This window comes from Roseivirga sp. UBA1976 (assembly GCF_002336325.1).
Taxonomy (GTDB): Bacteria; Bacteroidota; Bacteroidia; order Cytophagales; family Cyclobacteriaceae; genus Roseivirga; species Roseivirga thermotolerans.
This window is the reverse complement of the sequence record NZ_DDDQ01000096.1, coordinates 1-23,870: the sequence shown is the minus strand read 5'-3', so window position 1 is coordinate 23,870 and position 23,870 is coordinate 1. Positions and strand designations below refer to the sequence as shown.

The window sequence follows — 23,870 nt, the reverse complement described above, 5'->3', positions numbered from 1 at the left end:
GACTTAAGTAAGTAACCCTATTAATTAGAGAAAACTCAAATTAGTTCGGTTTTTTTAGTTCCGAACGGGTTGAATTCACCATGATTTGCCAACGCTTCGGGTATTTACACCAAATAGCTCATTGCCGCTCTGGCAAAGGTTAGAGCTAAGAAGAAGCCCAGCATATCGGTAACCGTTGTAAGAATAGGGCCCGATGCCAGAGCCGGATCGGTATTCATTTTTTTAAGAAACAACGGAATAGTGCCGCCAATGCTTACGGCCACAATGGTGTTAATGGCCAGAGCGCCACCCACAACAAGTCCTAAATAAAAATTGCCCATATAGATAAAGGCTGCCAGACCAATGAGCAGGCCAAGTACCAACCCGTTGATAAGTCCTACCTTGATCTCTTGCCAAAGTACCCGGGCCAGTTCATAGGGCTTAACCAAACCCAGGGAAAGCTCGCGCAAACTTACCGCTACGGCCTGGTTGCCCGAACAGCCGCTCATGTCGGAAATAACAGGCAGGAACACGGCCAGGGCAATCACTTCTTCGAGGGTGTCCTGGTAAAAGGCAATAACACTTGCGGCAATAATGTTGAGCACAATGTTTACAGATAGCCACGAAAGCCTTCTTTTTGAACGAAGCCATACCGGCATAGAGCGGAGCTCCTCTCCTCCCACAATACCCTGGGTTTCCAAAAGCTCCAGGTTAGACCTTTCCGTTTCTGCTTCGCGAAGGTCTTTTCGGAGTACTATACCCAGCAGTTCTTCGGTTTCGCTTACCACGGGCACTCCAAAGAAATCATATTTATCGAAAAAACCGATGAGCTCTTCCAAACGGGCATTAGGGAGCATGGTTTTAGCATTCTTAATGGCTATGGTATCCAGCTTGGTATTGGGACGAGAAAGTAACAAATCGCGCATTTGCAAAACCCCGACAAAGCGGTTGTCGGAGGTAACATAGATGTATTGTACGTGGTAGTCTTCGTATTCCTCGGCCTTTTCCTGAAGGTCTTTTACCGTTTGGGCTACCGTCATGGCCGAGTCATAGGCCAGGTATTCCGTTACCATTAGCCCACCGGCCGACTCAGAATCGTACTGTATGAGCTTTCTTACATTTTCGGCTTCCTGAGGCCGCATTTCTTCAAGAATGGCCTCGGCTTCTTCCGTTTCCAACTCGGCCAGAATATCTACCTGGTCATCGCTATACAACTCATTAAGAATAGAAGCAGCGGTTTCTATCTGAGCATTTTCTATGGCTTCTATGGCCTGGTTTTGGGGTATTCGCTCCAGAAGCATAGCGGCATCTTCCGGGCTTAAAAGGCCAATAAGCGAAACCTGTTCATCTTTGGAGAGCCGGTTGTAGGCATAGATCAGGTCTTCCGTTTTCAGGCTTTCCATCAACTGATGAATGCTCTCACTGTCTTTTAGTTCAATGAGCGAAGAGAGTTCTTCCAAAAATGTTATTTCTTTTTCCATAATTACTTTTGTACGCCTATGTGCATTAATGCATCGCCCTGATGTACTATGGGGTTGTTGTTAAGGCCAATTACATAGCCTGTTGCCGGGCTTTTAATCTTGTGCTTAAAAGCCCCGAAGGGTTCGGCTATATAGCCTACAATTTGATTTTTTTCTACAAAGTCTCCTGATTTTGCTCCGGCTAGAAAAATACCGGAATAGCGTGCCCTTACCCACGATGAATTGTAGATGACTCTGGTTTTTTGCATGGCATCTGGGGCTCTCTCGCGCATGCCCAGGTACTTCATTACCCTCAAAGCCCCGTTTATTCCTGCCTGAATGGCATGTTCATCGAAGCGAGCCGATTCCCCTCCTTCATAGACCAAAATATGCTTACCCATTCGGGCGGCTGTTTGTCTCAACGACTTTGGACGAAAGGGGGAGTTGAGAATAAAAGGAGGTTCAAACGCATTGGCAATGGCGCGGTTGCGTTCGTCTTTAAGTACACAGCGTATTTGTGGGTAATTGGTTCGGTCGGCCCCTCCGGTATGAAAATCGAGGCCCACATCTATTTTGGGTATGATATTATTGGTAAGGTAATGAGCCACGCGCGAGGCCAACGATCCGTTCTTATTTCCGGGAAACGACCGGTTTACATCTTTTCCATCGGGCACATAACGGCTAAAGTTAATGAACCCAAACATGTTGATGATGGGAATACAGATTACTGTTCCAACTTTGGGTTTGTGTTGGTCTTTTTCAATAATTCTCCTGACTATCTCCGTTCCGTTAATTTCATCGCCATGCAGGCCTCCGCTTAGAAGAAGAGTGGGGCCATCTTCAAGAGCCCGGGCCACCGTAATCTTCAGGTTAATTTCTGAGTGAGAGGGCAATCGGGCAATATTTACGTTGATAACTGCTTCTTCGCCCGGCATTACGGGCTTTCCACTAATTATAAAGGGTGTTCTCAAAATCGCTGGCTGATTGTTTGGGCTAAATCTACACACAAACCCTGAATAGCCTTAGCCTAATTTAACTTTTCAGGGAGCAAGTCCGGGGCTTGTTTTTCATTAAGCCCTCCAAAAACAAAATCTAAAAGGTCATAAAAATGTTTAAAGCTACTGTCGGAGTCACCTTGCTGTTGGCCTCAATAGTTGCCATGTCTTTGGTTTTTGCGCAAAGCCTTTTGTTACAAGGGAAGAGGTCTCCCAAAGCGAGCCGCCTGGTCAGGTTTCCTATCATATTCCCGGGCTTTCCGAAGAACAGAATAACAGTATACACCAGACCAGACAAAGAGCCGAAAAAGAGAAACAGCCTTTGCAGGCTCGGCTGAGGATTGGAGAAGCCCGAATGGAGCAACTTCAATTGGCCCACAAAATAAATATGAAAGCGGTGGGTAGGGTAATTGAGCGAACAACGGATTTAAGGGCACAACTCCTCGTGCTAAAAGTGGAAAGTGTGGCAGAAATAAAGAGCCTGTTTGCGATGAGCAGCGGCTAGCACTAAACAGGCAATTGCTGTACAGGCCAATAAAGCGGGGAGGGAATGAGGAGGCCCAAAAGCTTCTGAACCAAAACAGGGAGGATAACACCTCCTTCAACTTAGACCAACCATTGACAGAGCAAACACTTTTATTGGCCTTGAGAAACAGATCTGAAGAAGCTTTCAGGCAATTGGTAGAAGACTACAAAGACAAAGTGTACAACACCTGCCTGAGCCTCTTAAAGAATGAAGAAGAGGCTGAAGAAAGCGCCCAAGATGTATTCATGGAGGTGTATCGATCGGTAGAGAGTTTCAGGGCAGAGGCTAAGCTTTCTACCTGGATATACCGGATTGCCACTACCAAGAGTCTTGAAAAACTAAGAAGGATGAAAGCAAAAAAGCGCTTTGCGTGGATGAGGAGCCTTGCAGGAGGTGTGGCGCAGGGCTTCCAGCCTGCCGATTGGATGCATCCGGGAGTGGCTATGGAGCAACAGGAAAATGCCAGGGCTTTGCTGGCGGCTATCGATAAGCTCTCGGATAATCAGCGATTGGCATTTACTCTACACAAGCTGGAAGGGCTTTCTTATGAAGAAGTGGCTCATGTACTTCAGGTAAGTGTGTCATCGGTTGAGTCGCTCATGTTCAGGGCCAGGCAAAACCTAAAGAAGCAACTGAGAAACTTCTATGAAAAAAATATGATTGATTAACGCAAGAAAATTAAAGGGTTGGCATCCAATAAGATACCATGAAAGAGAAAGCAATTATAGCACAAAGGGTAGAGCAGAGTATGGCAAGTTTGGATGCTGTAGAAAGAGCGTTGGCACCTGCTTTTTTTTATAGCCGGTTGGAGGCCAGAATGGAAGCAGAGTTGTTGGGTAAGAGTAACCGCTATGCCTTTTTAGAAAATATGAAGCTATGCATGCTCTTGCTTTTTATTGTTCTGGTTTTCAATGGTTTTAGCTTGGTTCTGCTAGGGTATGAGCGACCTCTGCCTGTAGAAACTGCATGGGAAACGCTGTCTAGAGAATACTTTATGCCGCCCAACGAATTCGGTTATTAAATCTAAACAAATGAAAAGTTCAAGAATAATAGGCATTGCGGTAGTGTTTCTGGCGGTATTGAACGTGGTGCTCCTGACCTTGCTTTGGTGGGGCAAACCAGATCAGCACATTAAAAACGGTATGGAAGGGCTGTTAATATTGGAACAAGAACTTGGCCTGACCGATGAACAGTTGGAACAGTTAAAACGCTTGCGTCATAACCATTTTATAGAAGTGAATAGGCTGAGGGGCCGAATGCACGAGGCTCGAGAGCAATTGCATAGTCTTTACGGAAAGCCGGAGGTGGTAGCCCTTACGGACAGTTTGAGCCGGGTAATAGGAGATAGTCAGGCCCGGATAGAGCAGGCCACCTTCAACCACTTCATGAAAATACGAGACCTGTGCGCTCAAGAACAGGTACAGGTTTTCGATGCCATTATTATGTCGGTATTAAAGCAAGGGGCTCCGCACAGCCGTATGCCACCACCGCAAAAGAAGAAAAGGCGCGGGCCATAAGACCTGTGAAACCTCAAAGCCGGAGTCGGACTGCACCAAAAATTTAAAACCAAACAAACTATGCGAACAAAGGCGATTTTTCTTTTGAGCCTGGCCATGCTATGTGCCAATTGCTCTCAAAACCTGGAAGAAGAAACCGTAGAGCCAAATGCTCTTGAGGGTTTGAACTTACCGGACAGTTGGTACAACTATGCCAACCCCGATCTTCCCGATCATTTTTTAGACAATGATATAAGGCGTATAGACAATACACCTACCAATAATCAGATAACCAATGCAGGGGCAACCCTGGGTAGAGTGCTTTTCTATGATGTTCAGTTAAGTGCAAACAATACCGTTTCATGCGCTTCTTGTCATATGCAAGCCAAAGGTTTTTCCGATTCGCGGACTCGAAGCCTTGGTTTTGAAGGCGAAGAGACCGGCAGAAATAGCATGGGCTTGGCCAACGCCAGGTATTATAACAATGGCAGTTACTTTTGGGATGAACGAGCCACAAGCCTGGAGGCACAAGTACTGATGCCTATTCAGGACGAGGTGGAAATGGGGTTAACCTTAGATGAACTGGTGGCTAAAGTTCAGGCACAACCTTACTATGAGCCGCTTTTTTTCGATGCTTTTGGTAGCTCGGCAGTTACTGCCGATAGAATAGCCAATGCACTTGCCCAATTCGTAAGAGCCATGGTCTCATATCAGGCACCATACGATTTTGGGCTTGTTGCCGCCAACGGAAACAGTAATGCCCGTTTTTCCAATTTTACTGAACTGGAGAATTTGGGTAAAGATTTATTTTTTAGCCGTAGAACACAGTGCTCCAATTGTCATGAAACAGTAGCGTTTAGTGGAGATAGAGCCAGAAACAATGGGCTCAACGCCAATAGTACAGACCTGGGCCTTGGGGCAGTTACCGGCAATCAACGCGACAATGGTAAGTTCAAAGTCAATTCATTGAGAAACATTGAACTCACTAGCCCGTACATGCATGATGGACGTTTTGAAACTTTGGAGGAAGTAATCGACTTCTATAACCGGGGTGTTCAGAACCATCCTAATCTTGATGACCGATTGAGAGAAGGCAATAACCGGGCTATTCGAATGAATTTGAATGCGGAGGAGCAGCAAGCCTTGGTGGCCTTTTTGAGAACACTTACCGATCAGTCGTTTATAAGCGATGAAAAGTTCTCGAACCCTTTCGGTAATGATTGAGAATTTATAGTTCATATACTATATATTTTGGTTGAAGAAGGAGAGCTCGGATGGAGCTCTCCTTTGCTTTTTTAGGTATCTTTTTCCCATGCTCAAACTCAACGCTATTCAGAAGAGGCATTGGCTGCATCAACACCCGGAACTGTCCGGTAATGAAAGAGAGACGGCCCGCCAGATTGTAGACTGGCTGAGGCCACTTAAGCCCACACAGTTGATGGCTCCAATAGGTGGCCGCAGCGTATGGGCTATTTGGGACAGTGGGAAGCCGGGCAGGCATATTATGTTTAGGGCCGAATTAGATGCCCTGCCCATTGAAGAGGAGTTGGTTATTGAATATGCCTCTGTCAATAAAGGTATAAGCCATAAGTGTGGTCATGATGGGCACATGGCCATATTGTTAGAGTTGGCTTGCCGAATTGTAAGTGAGGGGATTGAAAAAGGAAAAGTCAGCCTCATGTTTCAATCGGCTGAAGAAACAGGGCAGGGCGCAGGCCGGGTTGTAAGCGACCCTCTGTTTAAAGAAAACAGGCCTGATGAAGCTTTTGCCTTACATAATTTACCCGGATATCCTTTACACACCATCCTCAGTAAGGGTGGAGTTTTTTGTGCGGCATCTATTGGGCTTAAGTTGCTGTTCAAAGGTCATACTTCACACGCTAGTGAACCGGAGAAAGGTAAGAATCCCGCTCAAGCCATTGGTCAGTTTATTGTTTGTTTGCCGGAAAGGGTTAGACAGTTGGGGCTTCATAGTCATACCTTTTATACCATTACCCATATAAATCTAGGCGATGAAAGTTTTGGTGTTTCAGCTGGTGAAGGAGAAGTCTGGATGACCATTCGATCGTTGTCCAATAACGAAATAAGGAGGCTATTGCAGGCTATTGAGAGCCAGGCGAACGAGTTGGCCCATCAGCAAAGTTTAGTTTTGGAAGTATCGAAGCATGAAAGCTTTCTGGCCACCACCAATCATAAAGAACAAGAAGAGGTGGTAAGGCAGGCGTGCCAACAGCTTGGTCTTGAGGTTAGAACACTTCCCGAGCCCAATCTTTGGAGCGAAGACTTTGGTGTTTTTCTGGACGAAGTTCCGGGGGCGCTGCTTGGGCTTGGCAGTGGCGAAGGGTGTTTTCCTCTGCACCATCCTTTCTATGATTTTCCCGATGAGATTATTAACACCGGGGCAAGGCTTTTCTGGCAAATACTTATCAATCGGTTATAAAAAAAGCCGGTTTTGGAAGGTCACCCAAAACCGGCTTTCGCTTACTATCTGTTTACCACATTAGTCTGTAGAGTCTTCCTCTTCAGTCTTTTTACTGGTTTTTCGTTTCTTTTTAATCTTTATGGTCAACTCTGCCTCGCCTTCTTTATGATCGGCCATCAGTGTATCGCCTTCGTTGATATCGCCTTTTAATATTTCTTCGGCAATTTGGTCTTCGAGATACTTCTGAATCGCACGATTCAAAGGTCTGGCTCCATATTGCGGATCAAAGCCCTTGTCGGCCAAAAAGTCTTTGGCTTTCTCGGTTAGGGTAATTTGGTAACCCATGGCTTCAATTCTGCTCAGGAGTTTCTTCAATGATATATCAATGATCTCGTGAATATGCTCTCTGGAAAGTGAGTTAAAGATTATCACATCATCCAACCTGTTCAAGAATTCAGGGCTAAAGGTCTTTTTAAGCGCTTTTTGGATAGTGTCTTTAATTATAGCTTCCTCGTTGTCACGCTTCACCTGAGTGCTAAACCCAATGCCAGTTCCAAAATCTTTTAAATCTCTTACCCCTATGTTCGAGGTCATGATGATAATCGTATTTCGGAAATCAACCCTTCGGCCCAAGCCATCAGTCAGAATACCATCGTCAAGTACCTGAAGAAGAATGTTGAACACATCGGGATGAGCTTTCTCAATCTCATCGAGCAGTACTACAGAATACGGTTTTCTTCTCACCTTTTCGGTAAGCTGACCACCTTCTTCATAGCCTACATAACCGGGAGGCGCTCCTACCAACCGCGAAACAGAGAATTTCTCCATGTATTCACTCATGTCAATGCGCACCAGTGAGTCTTCTTTATCGAAAAGATAAGTGGCCAATACTTTGGCCAACTCTGTTTTACCCACTCCGGTGGGGCCAAGGAATACGAAAGTACCAATTGGTTTTGAGGGGTCTTTGAGTCCTACTCTTGTGCGCTGAATAGCCTTGGTGAGCTTTTTAATGGCATCTTCCTGGCCTATAACCTTGCCACTAAGCTGGCTGGCCATGCCCACCAGTTTAGCTTGCTCTTTCTGAGCCACACGCTTGGTAGGTATGCCGGTCATCATGGCTATAACTTCTGCTACATTATCTTCATCTACTACGTATCGTTTAGACTTGCTCTCTTCTTCCCATTTGGCTTTGGCCTTGTCTAGCTGATCAATGAGCTTTTTCTCCTTATCTCTCAGTTGGGCAGCCTCTTCATACTTTTGGCTTTTTACTACCCTGTTCTTCTCCTTCTTTATTTCCTCGATCGATTCTTCCAGCTTTACAATTTCATCGGGTACATGGATGTTGTTTATGTGTACTCTGGCACCGGCTTCATCCAATACATCTATGGCCTTATCGGGCAAAAATCGGTCAGAAATATATCTGTCTGAGAGTGTAACGCAGGCTTTTATGGCTTCTTCGGTATAATTCACATGGTGGTGATCTTCATACCGTTCTTTAATGTTCTCGAGAATCTGAATGGTCTCTTCAGGAGTGGTAGGGTCTACCATTACCTGCTGGAATCTTCTGGCCAAAGCCCCGTCTTTTTCGATATACTGGCGGTACTCATCGAGTGTGGTAGCTCCAATGCATTGAATTTCTCCGCGTGCAAGAGCGGGCTTAAACATGTTGGAGGCATCGAGCGAACCAGATGCTCCTCCTGCTCCCACTATGGTGTGAAGCTCATCAATGAACAGAATCACTTCAGGAGACTTTTCCAGCTCATTCATAACGGCCTTCATACGCTCTTCGAACTGTCCTCTGTACTTGGTTCCGGCAACCAAAGAGGCGAGGTCTAGAGTAACTACTCGTTTGTTGAATAGAACACGTGATACCTTCTTCTGAATAATCCGTAAGGCTAGTCCTTCGGCAATGGCCGATTTACCAACACCCGGTTCTCCAATAAGAATTGGGTTGTTTTTCTTTCTTCTCGAAAGAATTTGACCTACACGCTCAATTTCTTTTTCTCTGCCCACAATAGGGTCTAGTTTGCCTTCTTCGGCATATTTGGTCAGGTCTCTGCCAAAATTATCCAATACCGGGGTTCTTGATTTTTCAGAACCTTTGCCTGTAGGTCGGTCAGATGAGCCCCCGCCAGATGCTCCACTGCTAAACATACGTGAAGAGTCATCGTCCGGGTCGTCAGTGTCTGACGAAGCAATAGGATTATCTGTTTGGTATTCGAGCATCTCTTTAACCACCTCATAGTTCACATCGAATTTCTCGAGAATTTGGGTAGCAATATTATCTTCATCGCGCAGAATAGATAATAGCAAATGCTCTGTGCCAATAAGCTGGCTTTTAAATATTTTTGCTTCTAAGTAGGTGATTTTCAGTACCTTTTCTGATTGTCTTGTCAGGGGGATATTGGCCAGGTTTTTTACGTTGTGATTGGCTGTTCCCTTGGTTGCTCTTTCTATGGCTTCTCTTAGCTCTTCCAAAGAAGTGCCAAGCTTTTTCAAGATGCTCACGGCTACTCCTTCACCCTCACGAATCATTCCTAAAAGCAAGTGTTCTGTGCCTATGTAATCGTGGCCGAGACGCAGCGCCTCTTCCCGACTAAGCGAAATCACTTCCTTTACTCTATTTGAAAATTTTGCTTCCATTTATCGCCTTTCTCTTGGTCTAATGTTAGTCTATTAAACCCCAAACAATTTAATAAGATATGGTTAAGATTTAATAGAAAACGGTATCAAAAACCTATTTGTTCTTTAAGAATACACCTGACTGCTTTAAAACCATTAAGGCATCCGGCCCTACACAGAACAACAAGTCTAATATGCTGAGGTTAGGTACAAAGTTTTTGCCAAACATCTGATAGTACTCCTTTGGCTGAAACCATGTCATGCTTTCTAATGGCTTTTTAGGATGCACGGCAGACCTTGCATCCAAAATACCCTTTGCCGGGGTCAATTCAAACTTTTTAGTGAATTCGATGCTCACATTCAGTTGAAGCAGTCTAAGACATAATGTCAGCAACGACTGATTTAGTTCAATCAGATGTTTTTTTTCCTTCTTAAGTTCATTCTCGAAGTAGGTCGAATAGTACTCAAAAAAGGGTGCTTTGCCATAGGCCGATTGAATAGCCCGCCAGTGGTTGTTGATCCACTTTTGGCGATGGTCAATTTGCATGTTGCGAATTGGAATCTTGCTGTTGGCAGAATGTACCGGAACCGTGAGCCTTTGTGTGCCATGAGAGGTTAGAATCTCGCACCGGTTGCGGTAGGTTTGTTTTTCGAAATTTTCGTTTACCTCTATAAATACTTCTTCTGCGTGGCATAAAAGAGTGAAATAAGCCACCGAAGGCATGTATTGTGTTTCAATCAATACTTTCACTACATAAACTCTTCAATGTCTCCCAAGCCTTCCCTGATTACTTCGAAGTAATCGCCCGAACAGTCGACAACAGTCGATGGCATATTGCCGCCATAGCCTCCATCAATCACAATGTCTACCAGATTCTCATACTTTTCGTAAATCAATTCAGGGTCTGTCGAATACTCAATCACTTCGTCTTCGTCTCTTATCGATGTGGTGATAATGGGATTGCCCAGCCGCTTTACCAATTCCCGGGGAATATTGTTGTTGGGAACTCGAATACCCACTGTCTTCTTTTTGGCATTCAATACTTTAGGCACCTTGCTGCTGGCTTCCAAAATAAAGGTAAAAGGGCCCGGAAGCGCCTTTTTCATTACTTTAAACACCGGGGTACTCAGGTGTTTGGTGTATTCTGAGATCTCACTCAGGTCGTAACAAATAAATGAGAGCGCCTGTGGCTTTGTGTTCTTTATCTGACAAACCCTTTGCACGGCCTTTGTGTTGCTAAAATCGCATCCAATTCCATAAACCGTATCGGTAGGGTAAATCACTACTCCTCCATTTCTCAAAACTTTCACAATCTGATCGAGTTTATGAGGTTCAGGGTTTTCTTCGTACAGTCGAATGAACTCAGCCGGCATCACTTTGAAATAAAACCGAAGTTAGGACAAATTCACTATTTTTGTGCCCCTATGCAGAAAAGAAAGCGCTTTGTGTTGTTTATGGTCATCTTCTCTCTGTTGCTGACCACCTTTTCGTTCTATTTCTATCAGTTGTTTTATGGAGCCAATATTCTAACGGAGTCCGAAGCTCAGACCATACTCATAGATCATGACGATACCTTCGATTCACTAAGAAATAACCTTTATGAAGCCAGAGTTATCGAAGATGCCGTTTCATTCAGTTTTGTGGCCAAAATATTGCGCTACCAAAAAGCTGTGAAGCCGGGTGTTTATTTGCTCGACTCTAAAATGAGCAACCTTGACGCCATCAGAAAACTGCGGGCCGGCAACCAAACTCCGGTCGATATTACCTTCAATAACGTGCGCTTTAAATCGGAACTTTCGGAAAAAATAACCTCTAATGTGGGGGCGAGCACCGAGGAGTTCGAGGCCTTGTTAAACGATGACGAGTATCTGGCAGAATTTGGGTTCAACAGCCAGAATGTTATGGCCATGTTTATTCCTAATACCTATGAGGTCTATTGGAGCATATCGGCCAAAGGGCTCTTTGAACGAATGCACAAAGAGTATATGAACTTTTGGACGGAAGAACGAAAGAACAAAGCGGTTGCCATTGGGCTAAGCCCCGTTGAGGTAGCTACTTTGGCCTCTATCGTTCAGGATGAAAGCATAATGGGAGACGAAAAACCCAAAATTGCCGGCTTGTACATTAACAGGCTCAATAAAAAGATGCTTTTACAAGCTGACCCGACAGTGAAGTTTGCTCTTGGCGACTTTACTATTAAACGTGTTTTAACAGCCGATACGCAGGTGGATAGCCCCTACAACACCTATCGCTATCGAGGACTTCCTCCCGGCCCTATTAATCTGCCCTCAATCAGTTCCCTAAATGCCGTTCTGAATTACGAAGAGCATTCTTATATTTATATGTGTGCCAAGGAAGATTTCTCTGGTTACCACCGCTTTGCTAAAACCCTGGCCGAACACAACCGAAATGCCAGGCTGTTTCAGCAGGCACTAAACAAAAGAAACATATACAGATAACATGTATAAGGCCGATGTTCAGGTACGCGTAAGGTATGCCGAAACTGATCAGATGGGATATGCCTATTATGGTAACTATGCCACCTACTATGAAGTAGCTAGGGTAGAGGCTATGAGGCAAGCCGGGTTTCAGTATAAAAAAATGGAAGAAGAAGGGGTGATGATGCCCGTAACCGAACTCCACTGTAAGTTTATCAGGCCAGCGAAATACGATGAACTACTTACTGTGAGAGTGAGTATACCCTCCTTGCCGGAAATGCGCATGAAGTTTTTGTACGAAGTGTTCAATGAACAGGGTATTAAGCTTAATCAGGGAGAGACTAGTTTGGCTTTTATCAATAAGTCTACGGGAAGGCCCTGCCGGGCACCGGGCTATTTGCTGGAACTTTTGAAGCCACATTTCGAATGAGAAGTCGTTTAGTCAATCTGGTAGTAAATCATCAGGCATATAAGAGGTTTGTCTCTTTTTTGCAGAGAATAAAGATTGGCAAAGAGAAGGTAGGTTTGTACGAGGCAATTGTCATCTTTTTGCAAAAAATGGGTGATGATGAAATAGTAGGAAGAGCCAATGCCGTTGCCTTTAGTTTTACTATGGCTATTTTCCCTGCCATAATCTTCCTGTTTACGTTAACCCCATATATTCAAATATTCTTTCCGGAGGTCACCAATGAGGAGATCATTATGTTCATGGAGAATATATTGCCAAAGAACCTGTACAATGCGGCTTCTACCACTATTCACGACATTATTAGTAAGCAAAGAGGAGGGCTCCTTTCTTTTGGTTTTATACTTACACTAGTGCTTTCTACCAATGGAATGAATGCTCTGATGGCGGCATTCAACGCCTGTTATAAAACAGTTGAAACCCGCGGTTTCATTAAAATGAGGTTTATTGCTACCATGCTCATTTTTATACTATCACTCTCTGTGATTATTTCAATTGCACTGCTGGTGGTTGGGCAGCAATTGTTGCAGGACAATAAGGTAAGGGAGTTTGTGCAAGATGTAATCTCTCTGGATCTTGTGTTGGTATTGCGGTTTGTGGTTATTTATTTAATCTTTCAAATTGCTATTTCCTGTATATACTACTTTGCCCCTGCGGTTCATGAACGCTGGCATTTCTTTAGTGCCGGATCCATATTTTCTACCTTGGCTTGCATTGCCGCATTTTTTGGCTTTTCCTTTTACATCAACAATTTCGGTACATATAATAAGCTCTACGGTTCAATAGGAGTCTTACTGGTGCTCATGCTGTTGTTGTTCATTCTCTCGCTCATATTGCTGGTAGGCTTTGAAATGAATGCTGCTCTGGACAAGGCCAAGTTTGATAAGCTAAAAGCTGAGAATAATATTTGAGCATTCTTGTTTGAAGAAAAAAAATTCCATTTATCTTTGCAGTCCCAATCGGGAGATCACATCCAGAGGAGTGGCGGAGTGGTCGAACGCGGCGGTCTTGAAAACCGTTGTACCGCAAGGTACCGGGGGTTCGAATCCCTCCTCCTCTGCACTTATTGACAATGTCACGGTCCCTTCGTCTAGGGGTTAGGACGCCAGGTTTTCATCCTGGAAACAGGGGTTCGATTCCCCTAGGGACTGCTTAAAAGCTCGGCAATGCTGCCGGGCTTTTTTTTTATCCTTACCTATTCAGCTATATTTTAGTTAGAAAACTAATAAAATTAGTTTGCTATTTTTATTAGCTTTGTTCTTGTGGTCCAGTGAATGGATGAGTGTTTTCTATCGCGGTTGCACATGGCAATATGTACATTAACTGTCATTCATATTTTAGCTTCAAGTATGGCACTATACGAACGGCCAATTTATTGGAGCTGATGCAACAGGCTGGGGTAAAGAGTATGGCTCTTACCGATATTAATAGTACTGCGGCCTCCCTCAATTTTGTACGTTTGGCTCCTCGCTATGGTGTTAAACCTATTTTAGGTATAGACTTTAGAAATGGAGCTGATCAATTGTATGTGGCTATTGCCCGAAATAATGAGGGCTTTAGAGAGCTCAATGATTACCTCTCAAAATATTTGCACTCCAGAGAAAAGATTCCGTACCGTGCACCTCGTTTTAATCAGGCGTTGGTTATATACCCTTTCGAAAAATATACAGGCTTTAATCTCAATGATTATGAATATGTGGGGGTAAAGCCCAAAGATTTACCAAGGTTAGTTTATCCTCCTCATGCAATTGACAAAGAAAAGATGTTGGCTATGCCAACGGCCACTTTTAGAAGTAGTGTAAATACCAAAACCGGAGAGCGGGAGGTATTAAAGCGCGATTTTAATGCTCACCGGTTGTTAAGAGCCATTGCCAATAACATGTTGTTGAGCAGATTGCCGCGCTCTGAAGAGGCACACCCTGGCGATTTTATTTATCCGGCCGAAGAGCTAAGACTGTTATATGGCAACCATCTCTACCTGATAGAAAATGCGGAGAAGCTTTTAAGTATTTGTGAGATACACTTCGATTTTGAGGGAGAGAACCTGAATAAGAATCTTCGTTGTTTTTGCGAAACCCCTGAGCAAGACTATGCCATGTTGGAAAGGCTTTGTGAGGAAGGGCTCTATTATCGCTATCCCAATCCTTCTCAGAAAATAAAGCAAAGAGTAAAAACAGAGTTGGATGTAATAAAACAACAAGGGTTTATGTCTTATTTTCTTATTAACTGGAAGCTGTGTAAGTATGCCAGGGAGAAGGGATATTATTATGTGGGAAGGGGTAGTGGAGCCAATAGTGTAGTGGCTTATTTGTTGCGAATTACAGATGTAGATCCTATTGAGCTGGACTTGTATTTTGAGAGATTTATTAATCTCTATCGTCAAAATCCTCCTGATTTCGATATTGATTTTTCATGGAAGGATAGAGAAGATATTACAGAGTTTATTTTCAGAGAATTTCAGCATGGAGAGGGAGGGAATGTGGCTCTGTTGGCTACTTATAGTACTTTTCAGTTTAGAGCGGTGGTTAGGGAGTTGGGCAAGGTGCTGGGGCTTCCTCCCCATGAGATAGAATATATTCAAAAGGCTGAGCTTCGGAAGTTGGATCATACTCAGCAGTTGGTGCTGCGCTACGGGCATTATATTGAAGGTTTTCCGAGTCATTTGAGTATACATGCCGGAGGAATTCTCATTGCTGAAAGGCCTATTCATTACTACACGGCAACCGATTTGCCTCCCAAGGGTTTTCCTACAACTCATTTCGATATGGTTGTGGCCGAAGACATTGGGCTATATAAGTTTGATATCCTTAGCCAGCGGGGACTGGGCAAAATTCGTGATAGCCTGGAAGTTATTCGTAGAAACCACCCCGACAGGCCTCCAATTGATATTCATGATATTGCTTGCTTCAAGAAGGACGAACGTGTAAAGAATTTACTGCGCGAGGGCAAGGCTATAGGTTGTTTTTATGTGGAGTCTCCGGCTATGCGCATGTTGCTCAAAAAGCTGAGGGTAGATGAATACCTGGGGCTGGTTGCTGCCAGTTCTGTCATTCGGCCCGGGGTAGCCAAATCAGGTATGATGCGGCAATATATTCTGAGGTTTCGTGAGCCGGATAGAAAGAAGGAGGCGCACCCTATTCTGCGTGAGATTATGCCCGATACTTATGGGGTAATGGTGTACCAGGAAGATGTGATTAAAGTGGCACACTATTTTGCCGGATTGAGCCTGGCAGAGGCCGATGTGCTACGCAGAGGTATGTCAGGTAAGTATCGTTCCAGAGAGGAGTTTCAGAAAGTACGGGATAAATACTTTGAGAAGTGCAAAGAAAAGGGGCACTCGTATGAATTGGCGGCTGATGTATGGCGTCAAATAGAAAGTTTTGCCGGTTATGCTTTTGCCAAAGGGCACTCGGCCAGCTATGCCGTAGAGAGTTATCAGAGTTTGTACCTAAAGGCACACTATCCGTTGGAGTATATGGTAGCTACTATGAACAATGGTGGCGGGTTTTATAGTGTAGAGCTATATGCGCATGAGGCCTATATGCATGGGGGCGATGTGCAGCCTCCTTGTGTAAATTTGAGTGAAGAGCTTTGTGTCATTTATGGGCGTAGTATTTTCATAGGCCTCGGTTTTATTGGCGATTTAGATAAAATTACTGTAGCGGCCATTTTGGAAGAAAGAACAGCCAATGGGGTTTTTATGAGCTTTGATAATTTTTTGAAGCGGGTACCTATTTCTCTGGAACAAGTGACCCTTTTGGTGAGAATTGATGCATTTAGATTTACCGGACGGTCGAAGAAAGAGTTGTTGTGGGAAGCACATTTTCAGCTTAGTCATGCAAAGAAGACCCGGCCGGTAAAAATGCTTTTCGACCCCGAAGTAAAGCGTTTTAGCATACCTCCTCTAAGCTATGATAGGCTGGAAGATGCTTTTGATCAGATTGACCTTTTGGGTTTTCCGTTGTGTAATCCTTTCGATTTGCTTCAGGAGTTGCCGGCACAAGAGGTTTTGGTTAGCCAAATGGAGCGGTTTAAGAATAAGGTAGTTACTATGGTGGGGTATCTGGTGCACATAAAGAACACCAATACTTCAGGTGGCAAGCGTATGCAGTTTGGTACCTGGATAGACCGTGAGGGCCACTTTATAGACAGTACGCACTTTCCGCCTGTTGCAGCCAGGTATCCGTTTCGGGGAAAGGGTATTTATGCTATTGAAGGTAAAATTGTGGAAGAATTTGACTTTTTGAGCCTGGAGGTTATTTCTATGCGAAAGCTCCGGTATATTCATGATCCGCGAGTGGCAGAGGAGCCCCGGCATGCCACAATGGGTGCTTTAAATCCTATATAATGCCTTGATTGAGAGCAAATTGTATGAGTTGTGAGGTGTTGTGTAATTCTGTTTTTCTAAGAATGTTTCTACGGTGGGTTTTCACCGTGCTTTCGGCAATAAAGAGTTTATCGGCAATTTCAGTGCTAGTGAGCCCCTCGGCCAAGAGTTTAATAATTTCTATTTCGCGGTCGCCTAGTTTGTATTGGCTTACGGTATTGCTTGCATCGTCAAAGGTGTGAACCATATCGTAGTACGATTTTCCACTATGCACCCGATAGATAGCCTCTTTTAGTTCCTGCCCTGTATTGCTTTTTAATAAAGAACCATCTATGCCAATTCTGAGCATTTCTTCAATAAAAGACTTCTGAGCATACATGGTGAGCACTATAATTTTAACACGTTGATGCTTCTGTCTGATTTTTCGGGCACAGGTTAGCCCATCCATTACGGGCATGTTAATGTCTAAAACAACCACATCGGCATAGTGAGTATCCAGAAAGTCCAGAACCTCCTTTCCGTTGTGTGCTTCTCCGCAAACATCAATTTCGGGGTGTGCCGATAGTACAGCCTTCAGGCCTTCGATAACAATGGCATGATCATCGGCCAATAATACTTTAATTTTCATAGAGCGGAATTTCAATGGTGATAGAAGTTCCTCCGGAATTGGATAGAATGTACAGTTCTCCGGAGAGTTCGTTTATTCTCGATCGTATATTCAATAACCCCATCCCTTTTTTGGCCTTGCCAATGTCAAAGCCCACACCATTGTCTTTATATATAAGGTGAAGGTGCTGCCTTTCGTCTTGGTGAATGTCTATGCTGATTTGCCCGGCATAAGCATGCTTAAGAGTGTTATTCACCAATTCCTGAATTACTCTGTAGAGCTGGTAAGCCATATTGCTCGATAGGTTGTCTTCAAGAATTACTGAGGTGGTTATTTTTATTTTCTTAAGCGACTCTATGGTGGATTTTAGGTCGGCAATGGCCGTTTCAAGGCCAAAGTGTTTCAAGGCTACAGAATCTAACTCGTGCGAAAGCTTGCGTGTTTCGTTGCTGGCCTGTTCAACCAGTTGACTTATTTTGCTTAGAAATTCATTTTTTTGGTTGGTTGATGGAGCTGAAACTGCAGAGTCGGCATACATTTTTAGAGTAACCAATTGACTGCCCAGATTGTCATGCAACTCTTGAGAAATACGCTTACGCTCCATGTCTTGCCCTTTCAATAGTGTATAGGCCGAGTGCAATTCTTGCTGTTTCAGAAGGTCTTCAATTTCCTGAAAGGCAATTTTTTTCTTGAGGAGTTTTCTTTGGTAGAAGTAAATAAAAAAAGTGACTCCAAAAGCCAGCAACAACATGCCTATGGTGCCCAGAATTAGAAATGCCTGGTAGTTTATTTGAGTGTCATTTTCCATAGGCCAATTGCAATAAAGGTGTTTTTGAGCACATTGGAGATGTTATGGAGAATCCACAGAGGCTCATCGACCAGGATGTACCGACTAAACACAAAGGTGAGAAAAGCACCTGAGAAGTAGGTGAGAAGACCTACGGTGATCCAAAACAAGGGCGATTTTTCCAAAAACAGGTCTTCTTCGTTGTGGAAAAACTGATAGAAAAGACGAAGACATAGAAAGATAATAAGCAGACATTCAATAGATCTGCCAATGGTATTGAACATGCCCATTTCAAAAAGCAGTGAGTTAATGGTATAGTAAATGCCGTAGCATACAGCCAAGAAGGGAATCCACCTTCTGTTTTCCAGTACTTTGTAGAAAAAGAGAAACAGAAGCATGGCTTCCACTAAACCATAGGCATGAAGAAAGAGGTAATTAGAGCCCTTTACCGCATAAATAGAGAGTAAGTCTGAGGCAAAGGAGACTAATACAAAGAGCATAATGACTCTGAACCGGTCATTATGCTTTTGAGTAAGGTAAATACCAATGGGAATAAGTGGAGAAAACACAGATGAGTAAATAAATATGTAGTCCCAGTTATTCATTATTATTTACCTGGGTCACAATTGTTAGGGCAGGGGGCGGAGGTGTTGAGTACCACTTCTTCTTCCAAAAAATTGGGAGGGTTAACCTGAACAAAGTCTTTTCCATTGCCTCGTACGGGTACGGCCAGCAGATCTATATGGCCTGGAGTATTTTTGATGTTCCAGGTTAAGTAAATTCTCAATCCCTGTACCCTCTCTTCAGGGTCATCTCCAATGTCTTCATTTATTCTTTTAATTCGAGAAAACAACGTGTCGAAGTGAGCCGATCCAAAGGCGAAAGCAAAAGGGGTGATTCGTAAGGAGTCAGCGGTGCTGCTTCTTCGGTTTTCCCGATTGAACACTTTCATTTTGTCTTGAGCTTCCTTTAGCGAAATAAGTGATCCGGTACCCTCGGGGTCGATTCTGCTGCCTTGAAATTTTTGCTGAAGACTTGGCGTGGCACTAAGCTTATCGAGAAACTTATCATCTTCTGTAGGTACCAGTATTCTGATAACCGCCAGCGCCAGGAGAGTGGCAAACACGAAGGTTAAGGTCTTGTAAATGTTCATGGTATGGTTGGTTTGGTTTGTGTGTCAAGTTGAGTTGCATAAGTGCGCTGATCAATACCTATCAGGGAGTATTCTTGGTGAGAGGGTGTTTGCCGGAATGTAATGATCATGAAAGTACTAAATATTACTGAATAATTGATGCATAATACCACCTGAGTAGTATTGAGTAAGTTATTGATTGTCTGGACTTTTGGTTTGATATGAGGTCTTAAATAAGGCTTGATCATTGAGTAGTACTTAACCTTTATAGTCATGAAAAGAACCTTTCAAACCGCTTTTTTTAGTTTCCTTTTTATCTGTATATGTAGTCTACAGGCTAAAGCCCAGACTTTTAAGCAGGGCTCTGATTACACCTTGGATCCGGATTCGGTTTTCTTTGGGTTTTCTACTGGTGCAAGTTTTGAGTTTGTTGATGGATTGAATGATGCAACATTATTTCTAGATCTCAATGCCAATTTGGGGCAAGTTATTTCGTCTCGCTTGTCTTCAGAGTTTGGCGTACTAAGTGGTAAATTTTCTCCAACTATATTTAATCGAAATGACAGAGTATCGAGGCTGTTACGAGTAGAGCCCTTAGCTCAAGATAATCATAGGAGAGTAATGGTTAATGGCTTAGAGACTAGTAGTGCACAATATCAAAAGAAATTTACCCGGGGTTTTGCTAAAATAAATTATCGTTTGAGAGCTTTTGATAAAAACAACAGAGGTAAACTCTACTTAACAGCAAATTTTGAGTATGACAGAGTTGAGTTTAACAATTCGGCCAACGTTCGTTTTATTCCTCAAGACACTACGGACGCGGTTGGTCAAGGAGCTAGAGGCCTGAATAATTATACCCTTCTTTTAAGGGATACTTTGACGGCAAATCTTATTCAAGACCGGAGTTCAGCCATGATAGGCATGAAGCTTTTTAAAGTCACCCAAGGGTTCGATTTTGTCATAAGCGGGTTGATCGGTCACACTTGGATAAGAAGTGTTCGGTCAGACTTAAATACTGCAAGTGGCAACGGCTTAAGTGTTTCGCCTCTAACCTCTAATATCTCCAATAAAAACTCTTTTCTCTATGTTTTTCAGGGTTCAGTTCTTGAGAAGCGGGTAATTGGGGCAAAAATCGGCTTTGAAATTAGAAACCTTGGTCCCGGATCAAGTGAGTCGCCTGATTACTTTTTTTTCATATCCAAGCAATTTACCATGCAAGAATTCTTTAGGTTATTCTCTCCCGGAGGGTCCAATTGATCATTGAGTTTATAATTTAATTGTAACTTTTGGCGGTAAACACAGCGTCATGAAAAAGTTACTCCTTTTATCCCTTCTGGCTCTTATCTTTCATTCTTGTGAGAAGAGTGAAACGGTTGAGTTTATTATTCTCCAAATGAACGATGTCTATGAAATAGCACCTATTGAAGGTGGTAAATCGGCAGGCATGGCTCGGGTGGCTACCATTAAGAAGCAGCTCCTTCAGGAGAATCCACACGTAATTACAACCCTTTCTGGCGATTTTGTGAGTCCATCGTTGTTGGGTACGCTTACCTATGAGGGGGAGAAAATTGCCGGCAGACACATGGTGGAAGTAATGAATGCTGTGGGAGTAGATATTGTGGTACCCGGCAACCATGAATACGACATTAAGGAAGGAGAACACCTAAAAAGAATTGCCGAATCGGACTTTCAATGGACCACCACCAATTGTTTTCATAGAGTAGACGGAAAGCTTACTGACTGGAAGCAAAAAGGACAGCCATTTCCTGACCATGTCATGTACAGTATAAATGGAGTTGATGTGGCTTTTTTTGGGTCAACGGTACCGTTCAATAAAGCCTCTTATGTGGGGTATACCGATAAATACGAGTCGATAAAATCCACGTATGAAAAAGTGAAGGATCAGGCAGAAGTGCTGGTGGCTATTACACATCTGGAAGAAGAAATGGATGACTCATTGGCCAGGTATTTTGTGCCTGAGTTAGACCTCATTTTAGGAGGGCACGATCATACCAATATGAAGTATGTTATAGGTAATACCATTTTGACCAAGGCCGATGCCAATGCTAAAACCGTATACGTGCACCGAATCACTTACAATAAGGCCACTAAAGTAACCGACATTCTGTCGGAACTGGTAACTATTGATGATACCGTGGAGGAAGATCCGGAAGTGAAGGCGGTAGTAGACAAATGGGTGGCTATTGGCAATGAAAGTATGGCCGGCATGGGCTATACTCCCGATGCGGTGGTAATGACCACGACCGATACACTCGATGGCCGAGAAAGCAGTATTCGATACCGCCCTACTAACTATCCTATACTAACAGCCCAATCCTTTTTATATGTTGCCCCAGAGGCCGATTTGGCCATTCTTAACTCCGGTTCCATTCGGTTAGACGACCAACTTACAGGTATCATAACAGAGTACGATATCCTGCGTTCCTTCCCTTTTGGAGGAGGAATATCGCTGGTAAAACTCAATGGCTCTGTGATTGAGCGAGTGCTTGAAACAGGCACCGTAACCAATGTGGGGTTGGGAGGTTACCTGCAGTTGGCCAATGCAGAAAAGAGAGAAGGTAAATGGTACATTAAAGGAGAGCTCCTAAACCCGGCCAGGCAATATGTGTTAGCGCTACCTCAATTTGTAATGGGTGGCGGAGAAGCCAACCTCGAGTTTCTCAAAAACTATGAAGATACGGCTAGTAACCCGGAGGCTTTTGGCCAGGTAAAGAACGATGTGCGAGATATTATAATGGCCTATTTAAATCAGCAATCAAATGAAGCCGGATAAACCTTTTCTGGATCATTTTGCGCCTGTGGTGCCCGTAACCAATATAGAAGAAACCATTGCCTGGTATGAAGATAAATTGAGGTTTACAGTGGAGTTCACCTGGGAAACCCCGGTTACCTATGCTATTCTTAAAAGAGACCAACTGGTTATTCATTTTTCGGAGGCACCAACAGACTTTCAGTTGCAGCGGGTACACCCCACGCTTTATGTCTTTGTTCGCAATGTCGAATCGCTCTACCGGGAGTTCAAGTCAAAAGGACTGAAAGTGAGTGAGCTGGTGAAGTCTGACTATGGAATGACCGATTTTGATTTATATGATCTCAATGGTTTTAGGATCAGCTTTGGACAAGGCAATGAAGAAGAGTAAGTGCCAAAAGTAGGGTGTGCTTGACCTGCGGTGTATAATTGTTGTTAAGCCCCGATTTTCTCCATTAAATAATTGTAAAAAAGGGCCTAAGCTTTTTTGGATAATGCAAACGATTGCATAATATTGCAATCGGAAATGGAGATTCAGCCTGACGGGCAGTTTAGAATTTTGTAAGTAAGGTAAACTAATGGAGGTATTAAAGTCTAGTCAAATGAGCGAGTCTAACGCCAACAAGGTTAAAACGGGTGCAGGCTTGCATCAAGAAAGAAGTTCACAAAGTTTCAATCACCAGCGCGTTTCAGTGAGAGATATAATTGTGGATTATTACCGAAAAGGTAAATAAAGGAGCCCCGAAAGGGGCTTTTTTATTGCCTTTACATTTCAACCGAAGCTCTCTGTATAGAAGCTACTAACCTTTGAATCTTTACATGGTCTTGGGTTCCAATTAATGAGTTATTTCTGCATGGTGGCGAGGTGCATAACCTACACTTACCCCTGTATCAGTTCCATGCGCTTCGCCTAAAGAAATTTCAAAAGCAGAATAAAAGCTTAGCAGCTGCGGTTAATTGCTTAACTTATCACAACGGACCTTACTTTTTGTATGAGCGCAAATTACCGGTTACAACCGTGAGGGCCTTTTCTTCTGTGAACTGGTTCTGACTTATTGAGAGTAGGTGATTTTACGAGCCAGGAGAATGGCCCTTGAACGTTAAAAATATAACCATGAGTGTTTTACAATTAGAGCAAGACTTACAGCAAATGGCCGGAGGAGGCCAGTTACTTGAAGCTTTTGATAAGTTTTATGCCGATGAAGTGGTCATGCATGAGGGCAATGGCGATGTATTTGAAGGCAAAGCTGCCAACAGAAAGAGACAAGAGCAGTTTTTAGCCATGATAAAAGAAGTACATGGTGGTGGAGTAGGTGCACTGACCGCCAACGAAGAAACCGGGCAAACCGCTACAGAAACCTGGATAGATGTGACCTTCATGGACGGGAACAGAATAAAGATGGAGCAGGTCTCTGTAAAGCAGTGGAAAAATAACCTGGTGGAGCATGAGCGCTTCTACTACAATATGCCCACACCAGGCTAAATGTTCAATTGGCGACCTTCGGCCAAGGCCTGATGATCTTTTTGTATACCAATGGCCATGCCTATGCTCATGCCAACGGGTATACCTATTCCAACGAATGCGAAATTATTGAGTAGTGAAGAGAAGACTGTGCCCAAGGGAACACCGAATACGCCCATTCCAATACCCATCCACAGGTTTCTGTAAAAGTGCGGTACGGTGAGGCCATGTTTTTTTCGCAAACGGTCAGTGAGCATATTATAAAATGCTCTGATTTGTGAAGGTTTGGTGTCGCCAGCGAGTTGTTTCTTCAAAGTAGCTAGTTCATTACTGAATGCTTGTGGAGCTAGCCCCCGTTGATCCAGATGTTTTAGCAGAGC

General features: G+C 43.6%; 23 protein-coding genes and 2 tRNA genes. 15 read left to right on the top strand and 10 right to left on the bottom strand.

Translation table 11 applies throughout. From position 1 onward, the window contains the following. Nucleotides 1-104 precede the first annotated feature (104 nt). Both mgtE and B3763_RS09415 read right to left on the bottom strand, forming a co-directional pair. Complete coding sequence (gene mgtE, locus B3763_RS09420; RefSeq protein WP_286745946.1) at nucleotides 105-1,460, bottom strand: magnesium transporter; 1,356 nt, start codon at nucleotides 1,458-1,460, stop codon at nucleotides 105-107. Nucleotides 1,461-1,462: 2 nt separating this feature from the next. Then, nucleotides 1,463-2,410 (bottom strand): succinylglutamate desuccinylase/aspartoacylase family protein, encoded by a 948-nt coding sequence (locus B3763_RS09415; RefSeq protein WP_229838755.1) that lies wholly within the window; start codon nucleotides 2,408-2,410, stop codon nucleotides 1,463-1,465. Between the two features lie 543 nt (nucleotides 2,411-2,953). Here B3763_RS09415 and B3763_RS09410 point away from each other — a divergent pair. The 5 genes from B3763_RS09410 to B3763_RS09390 all read left to right on the top strand — a co-directional run bounded on the left by B3763_RS09410 (nucleotide 2,954) and on the right by B3763_RS09390 (nucleotide 6,896). After that, nucleotides 2,954-3,628, top strand: coding sequence for an RNA polymerase sigma factor (locus B3763_RS09410; protein WP_286745943.1), 675 nt, complete (start codon nucleotides 2,954-2,956; stop codon nucleotides 3,626-3,628). Nucleotides 3,629-3,666: 38 nt separating this feature from the next. Beyond that, nucleotides 3,667-3,981 carry a hypothetical protein gene (locus B3763_RS09405; RefSeq protein WP_286745940.1) on the top strand — a complete coding sequence of 105 codons (315 nt, stop codon included), beginning with the start codon at nucleotides 3,667-3,669 and terminating at the stop codon, nucleotides 3,979-3,981. A 10-nt stretch (nucleotides 3,982-3,991) separates the two neighbouring features. Then, nucleotides 3,992-4,477, top strand: coding sequence for a Spy/CpxP family protein refolding chaperone (locus B3763_RS09400; RefSeq protein ID WP_286745938.1), 486 nt, complete (start codon nucleotides 3,992-3,994; stop codon nucleotides 4,475-4,477). A gap of 60 nt (nucleotides 4,478-4,537) precedes the next feature. Continuing rightward, nucleotides 4,538-5,680 (top strand): cytochrome-c peroxidase, encoded by a 1,143-nt coding sequence (locus B3763_RS09395; RefSeq protein ID WP_286745936.1) that lies wholly within the window; start codon nucleotides 4,538-4,540, stop codon nucleotides 5,678-5,680. Between the two features lie 88 nt (nucleotides 5,681-5,768). Further along, complete coding sequence (locus tag B3763_RS09390) at nucleotides 5,769-6,896, top strand: amidohydrolase (protein WP_286745934.1); 1,128 nt, start codon at nucleotides 5,769-5,771, stop codon at nucleotides 6,894-6,896. Nucleotides 6,897-6,956: 60 nt separating this feature from the next. Here the strand turns inward: B3763_RS09390 and B3763_RS09385 are convergent, their stop codons facing one another. From B3763_RS09385 to B3763_RS09375, 3 genes are all read right to left on the bottom strand, one after another. Further along, entirely contained in the window at nucleotides 6,957-9,521 is a 2,565-nt protein-coding gene (locus tag B3763_RS09385; RefSeq protein ID WP_189631501.1) for an ATP-dependent Clp protease ATP-binding subunit, read from the bottom strand. Nucleotides 9,522-9,615: 94 nt separating this feature from the next. Next, nucleotides 9,616-10,251 carry a WbqC family protein gene (locus tag B3763_RS09380; protein ID WP_286745932.1) on the bottom strand — a complete coding sequence of 212 codons (636 nt, stop codon included), beginning with the start codon at nucleotides 10,249-10,251 and terminating at the stop codon, nucleotides 9,616-9,618. Next, nucleotides 10,251-10,874: an L-threonylcarbamoyladenylate synthase gene (locus B3763_RS09375; protein WP_189631499.1), complete on the bottom strand. Its 624-nt coding sequence runs from the start codon at nucleotides 10,872-10,874 to the stop codon at nucleotides 10,251-10,253. Before B3763_RS09375 ends, B3763_RS09380 begins: the two co-directional genes overlap by 1 nt. A gap of 51 nt (nucleotides 10,875-10,925) precedes the next feature. Here B3763_RS09375 and mltG point away from each other — a divergent pair, with 51 nt between their 5' ends. The 6 genes from mltG to B3763_RS09345 all read left to right on the top strand — a co-directional run bounded on the left by mltG (nucleotide 10,926) and on the right by B3763_RS09345 (nucleotide 16,753). Then, entirely contained in the window at nucleotides 10,926-11,960 is a 1,035-nt protein-coding gene (gene mltG, locus B3763_RS09370; RefSeq protein ID WP_286745931.1) for an endolytic transglycosylase MltG, read from the top strand. 1 nt (nucleotide 11,961) lies between these two features. Continuing rightward, nucleotides 11,962-12,369 carry an acyl-CoA thioesterase gene (locus B3763_RS09365; protein WP_286745930.1) on the top strand — a complete coding sequence of 136 codons (408 nt, stop codon included), beginning with the start codon at nucleotides 11,962-11,964 and terminating at the stop codon, nucleotides 12,367-12,369. Next, entirely contained in the window at nucleotides 12,366-13,316 is a 951-nt protein-coding gene (locus B3763_RS09360; protein WP_189631496.1) for a YihY/virulence factor BrkB family protein, read from the top strand. Before B3763_RS09365 ends, B3763_RS09360 begins: the two co-directional genes overlap by 4 nt. Nucleotides 13,317-13,380: 64 nt before the next feature. Next, nucleotides 13,381-13,465: transfer RNA gene (locus B3763_RS09355), tRNA-Ser, on the top strand. A gap of 19 nt (nucleotides 13,466-13,484) precedes the next feature. Continuing rightward, nucleotides 13,485-13,556, top strand: a tRNA-Glu gene (locus B3763_RS09350). A 161-nt stretch (nucleotides 13,557-13,717) separates the two neighbouring features. Next, nucleotides 13,718-16,753 (top strand): DNA polymerase III subunit alpha, encoded by a 3,036-nt coding sequence (locus tag B3763_RS09345; protein ID WP_286745929.1) that lies wholly within the window; start codon nucleotides 13,718-13,720, stop codon nucleotides 16,751-16,753. Here the strand turns inward: B3763_RS09345 and B3763_RS09340 are convergent. From B3763_RS09340 to B3763_RS09325, 4 genes are read right to left on the bottom strand one after another with little or no spacing between them, the layout of a single operon-like run. Next, entirely contained in the window at nucleotides 16,746-17,360 is a 615-nt protein-coding gene (locus tag B3763_RS09340) for a response regulator (protein ID WP_189631494.1), read from the bottom strand. The two genes, B3763_RS09345 and B3763_RS09340, sit on opposite strands and share 8 nt — an antisense overlap. Continuing rightward, nucleotides 17,350-18,147, bottom strand: a complete 798-nt coding sequence (locus B3763_RS09335; protein WP_189631493.1) for a sensor histidine kinase — start codon at nucleotides 18,145-18,147, stop codon at nucleotides 17,350-17,352. Before B3763_RS09335 ends, B3763_RS09340 begins: the two co-directional genes overlap by 11 nt. Then, on the bottom strand, nucleotides 18,126-18,731 hold the full coding sequence (locus B3763_RS09330) for a hypothetical protein (RefSeq protein WP_286745928.1): 606 nt from the start codon (nucleotides 18,729-18,731) through the stop codon (nucleotides 18,126-18,128). The genes B3763_RS09335 and B3763_RS09330 overlap by 22 nt, the downstream gene beginning before the upstream one ends. Nucleotides 18,732-18,733: 2 nt before the next feature. Then, nucleotides 18,734-19,279 (bottom strand): hypothetical protein, encoded by a 546-nt coding sequence (locus B3763_RS09325; protein ID WP_189631491.1) that lies wholly within the window; start codon nucleotides 19,277-19,279, stop codon nucleotides 18,734-18,736. 252 nt (nucleotides 19,280-19,531) lie between these two features. Here B3763_RS09325 and B3763_RS09320 point away from each other — a divergent pair, with 252 nt between their 5' ends. The 4 genes from B3763_RS09320 (at nucleotide 19,532) to B3763_RS09305 (ending at nucleotide 23,511) form a co-directional block, all read left to right on the top strand. Continuing rightward, entirely contained in the window at nucleotides 19,532-20,515 is a 984-nt protein-coding gene (locus B3763_RS09320) for a hypothetical protein (RefSeq protein ID WP_286745927.1), read from the top strand. 49 nt (nucleotides 20,516-20,564) lie between these two features. Continuing rightward, on the top strand, nucleotides 20,565-22,052 hold the full coding sequence (locus B3763_RS09315; RefSeq protein WP_286745926.1) for a bifunctional metallophosphatase/5'-nucleotidase: 1,488 nt from the start codon (nucleotides 20,565-20,567) through the stop codon (nucleotides 22,050-22,052). Further along, a complete protein-coding gene (locus B3763_RS09310) occupies nucleotides 22,039-22,419 on the top strand; it encodes a VOC family protein (protein ID WP_286745925.1) in 381 nt (126 codons plus the stop codon). The genes B3763_RS09315 and B3763_RS09310 overlap by 14 nt, the downstream gene beginning before the upstream one ends. A 723-nt stretch (nucleotides 22,420-23,142) precedes the next feature. After that, on the top strand, nucleotides 23,143-23,511 hold the full coding sequence (locus B3763_RS09305) for a SnoaL-like domain-containing protein (RefSeq protein WP_286745924.1): 369 nt from the start codon (nucleotides 23,143-23,145) through the stop codon (nucleotides 23,509-23,511). Here the strand turns inward: B3763_RS09305 and B3763_RS09300 are convergent. Then, a partial coding sequence (locus tag B3763_RS09300; protein WP_286745923.1) for a hypothetical protein occupies nucleotides 23,508-23,870 on the bottom strand: 363 nt, incomplete at its 5' end. The two genes, B3763_RS09305 and B3763_RS09300, sit on opposite strands and share 4 nt — an antisense overlap.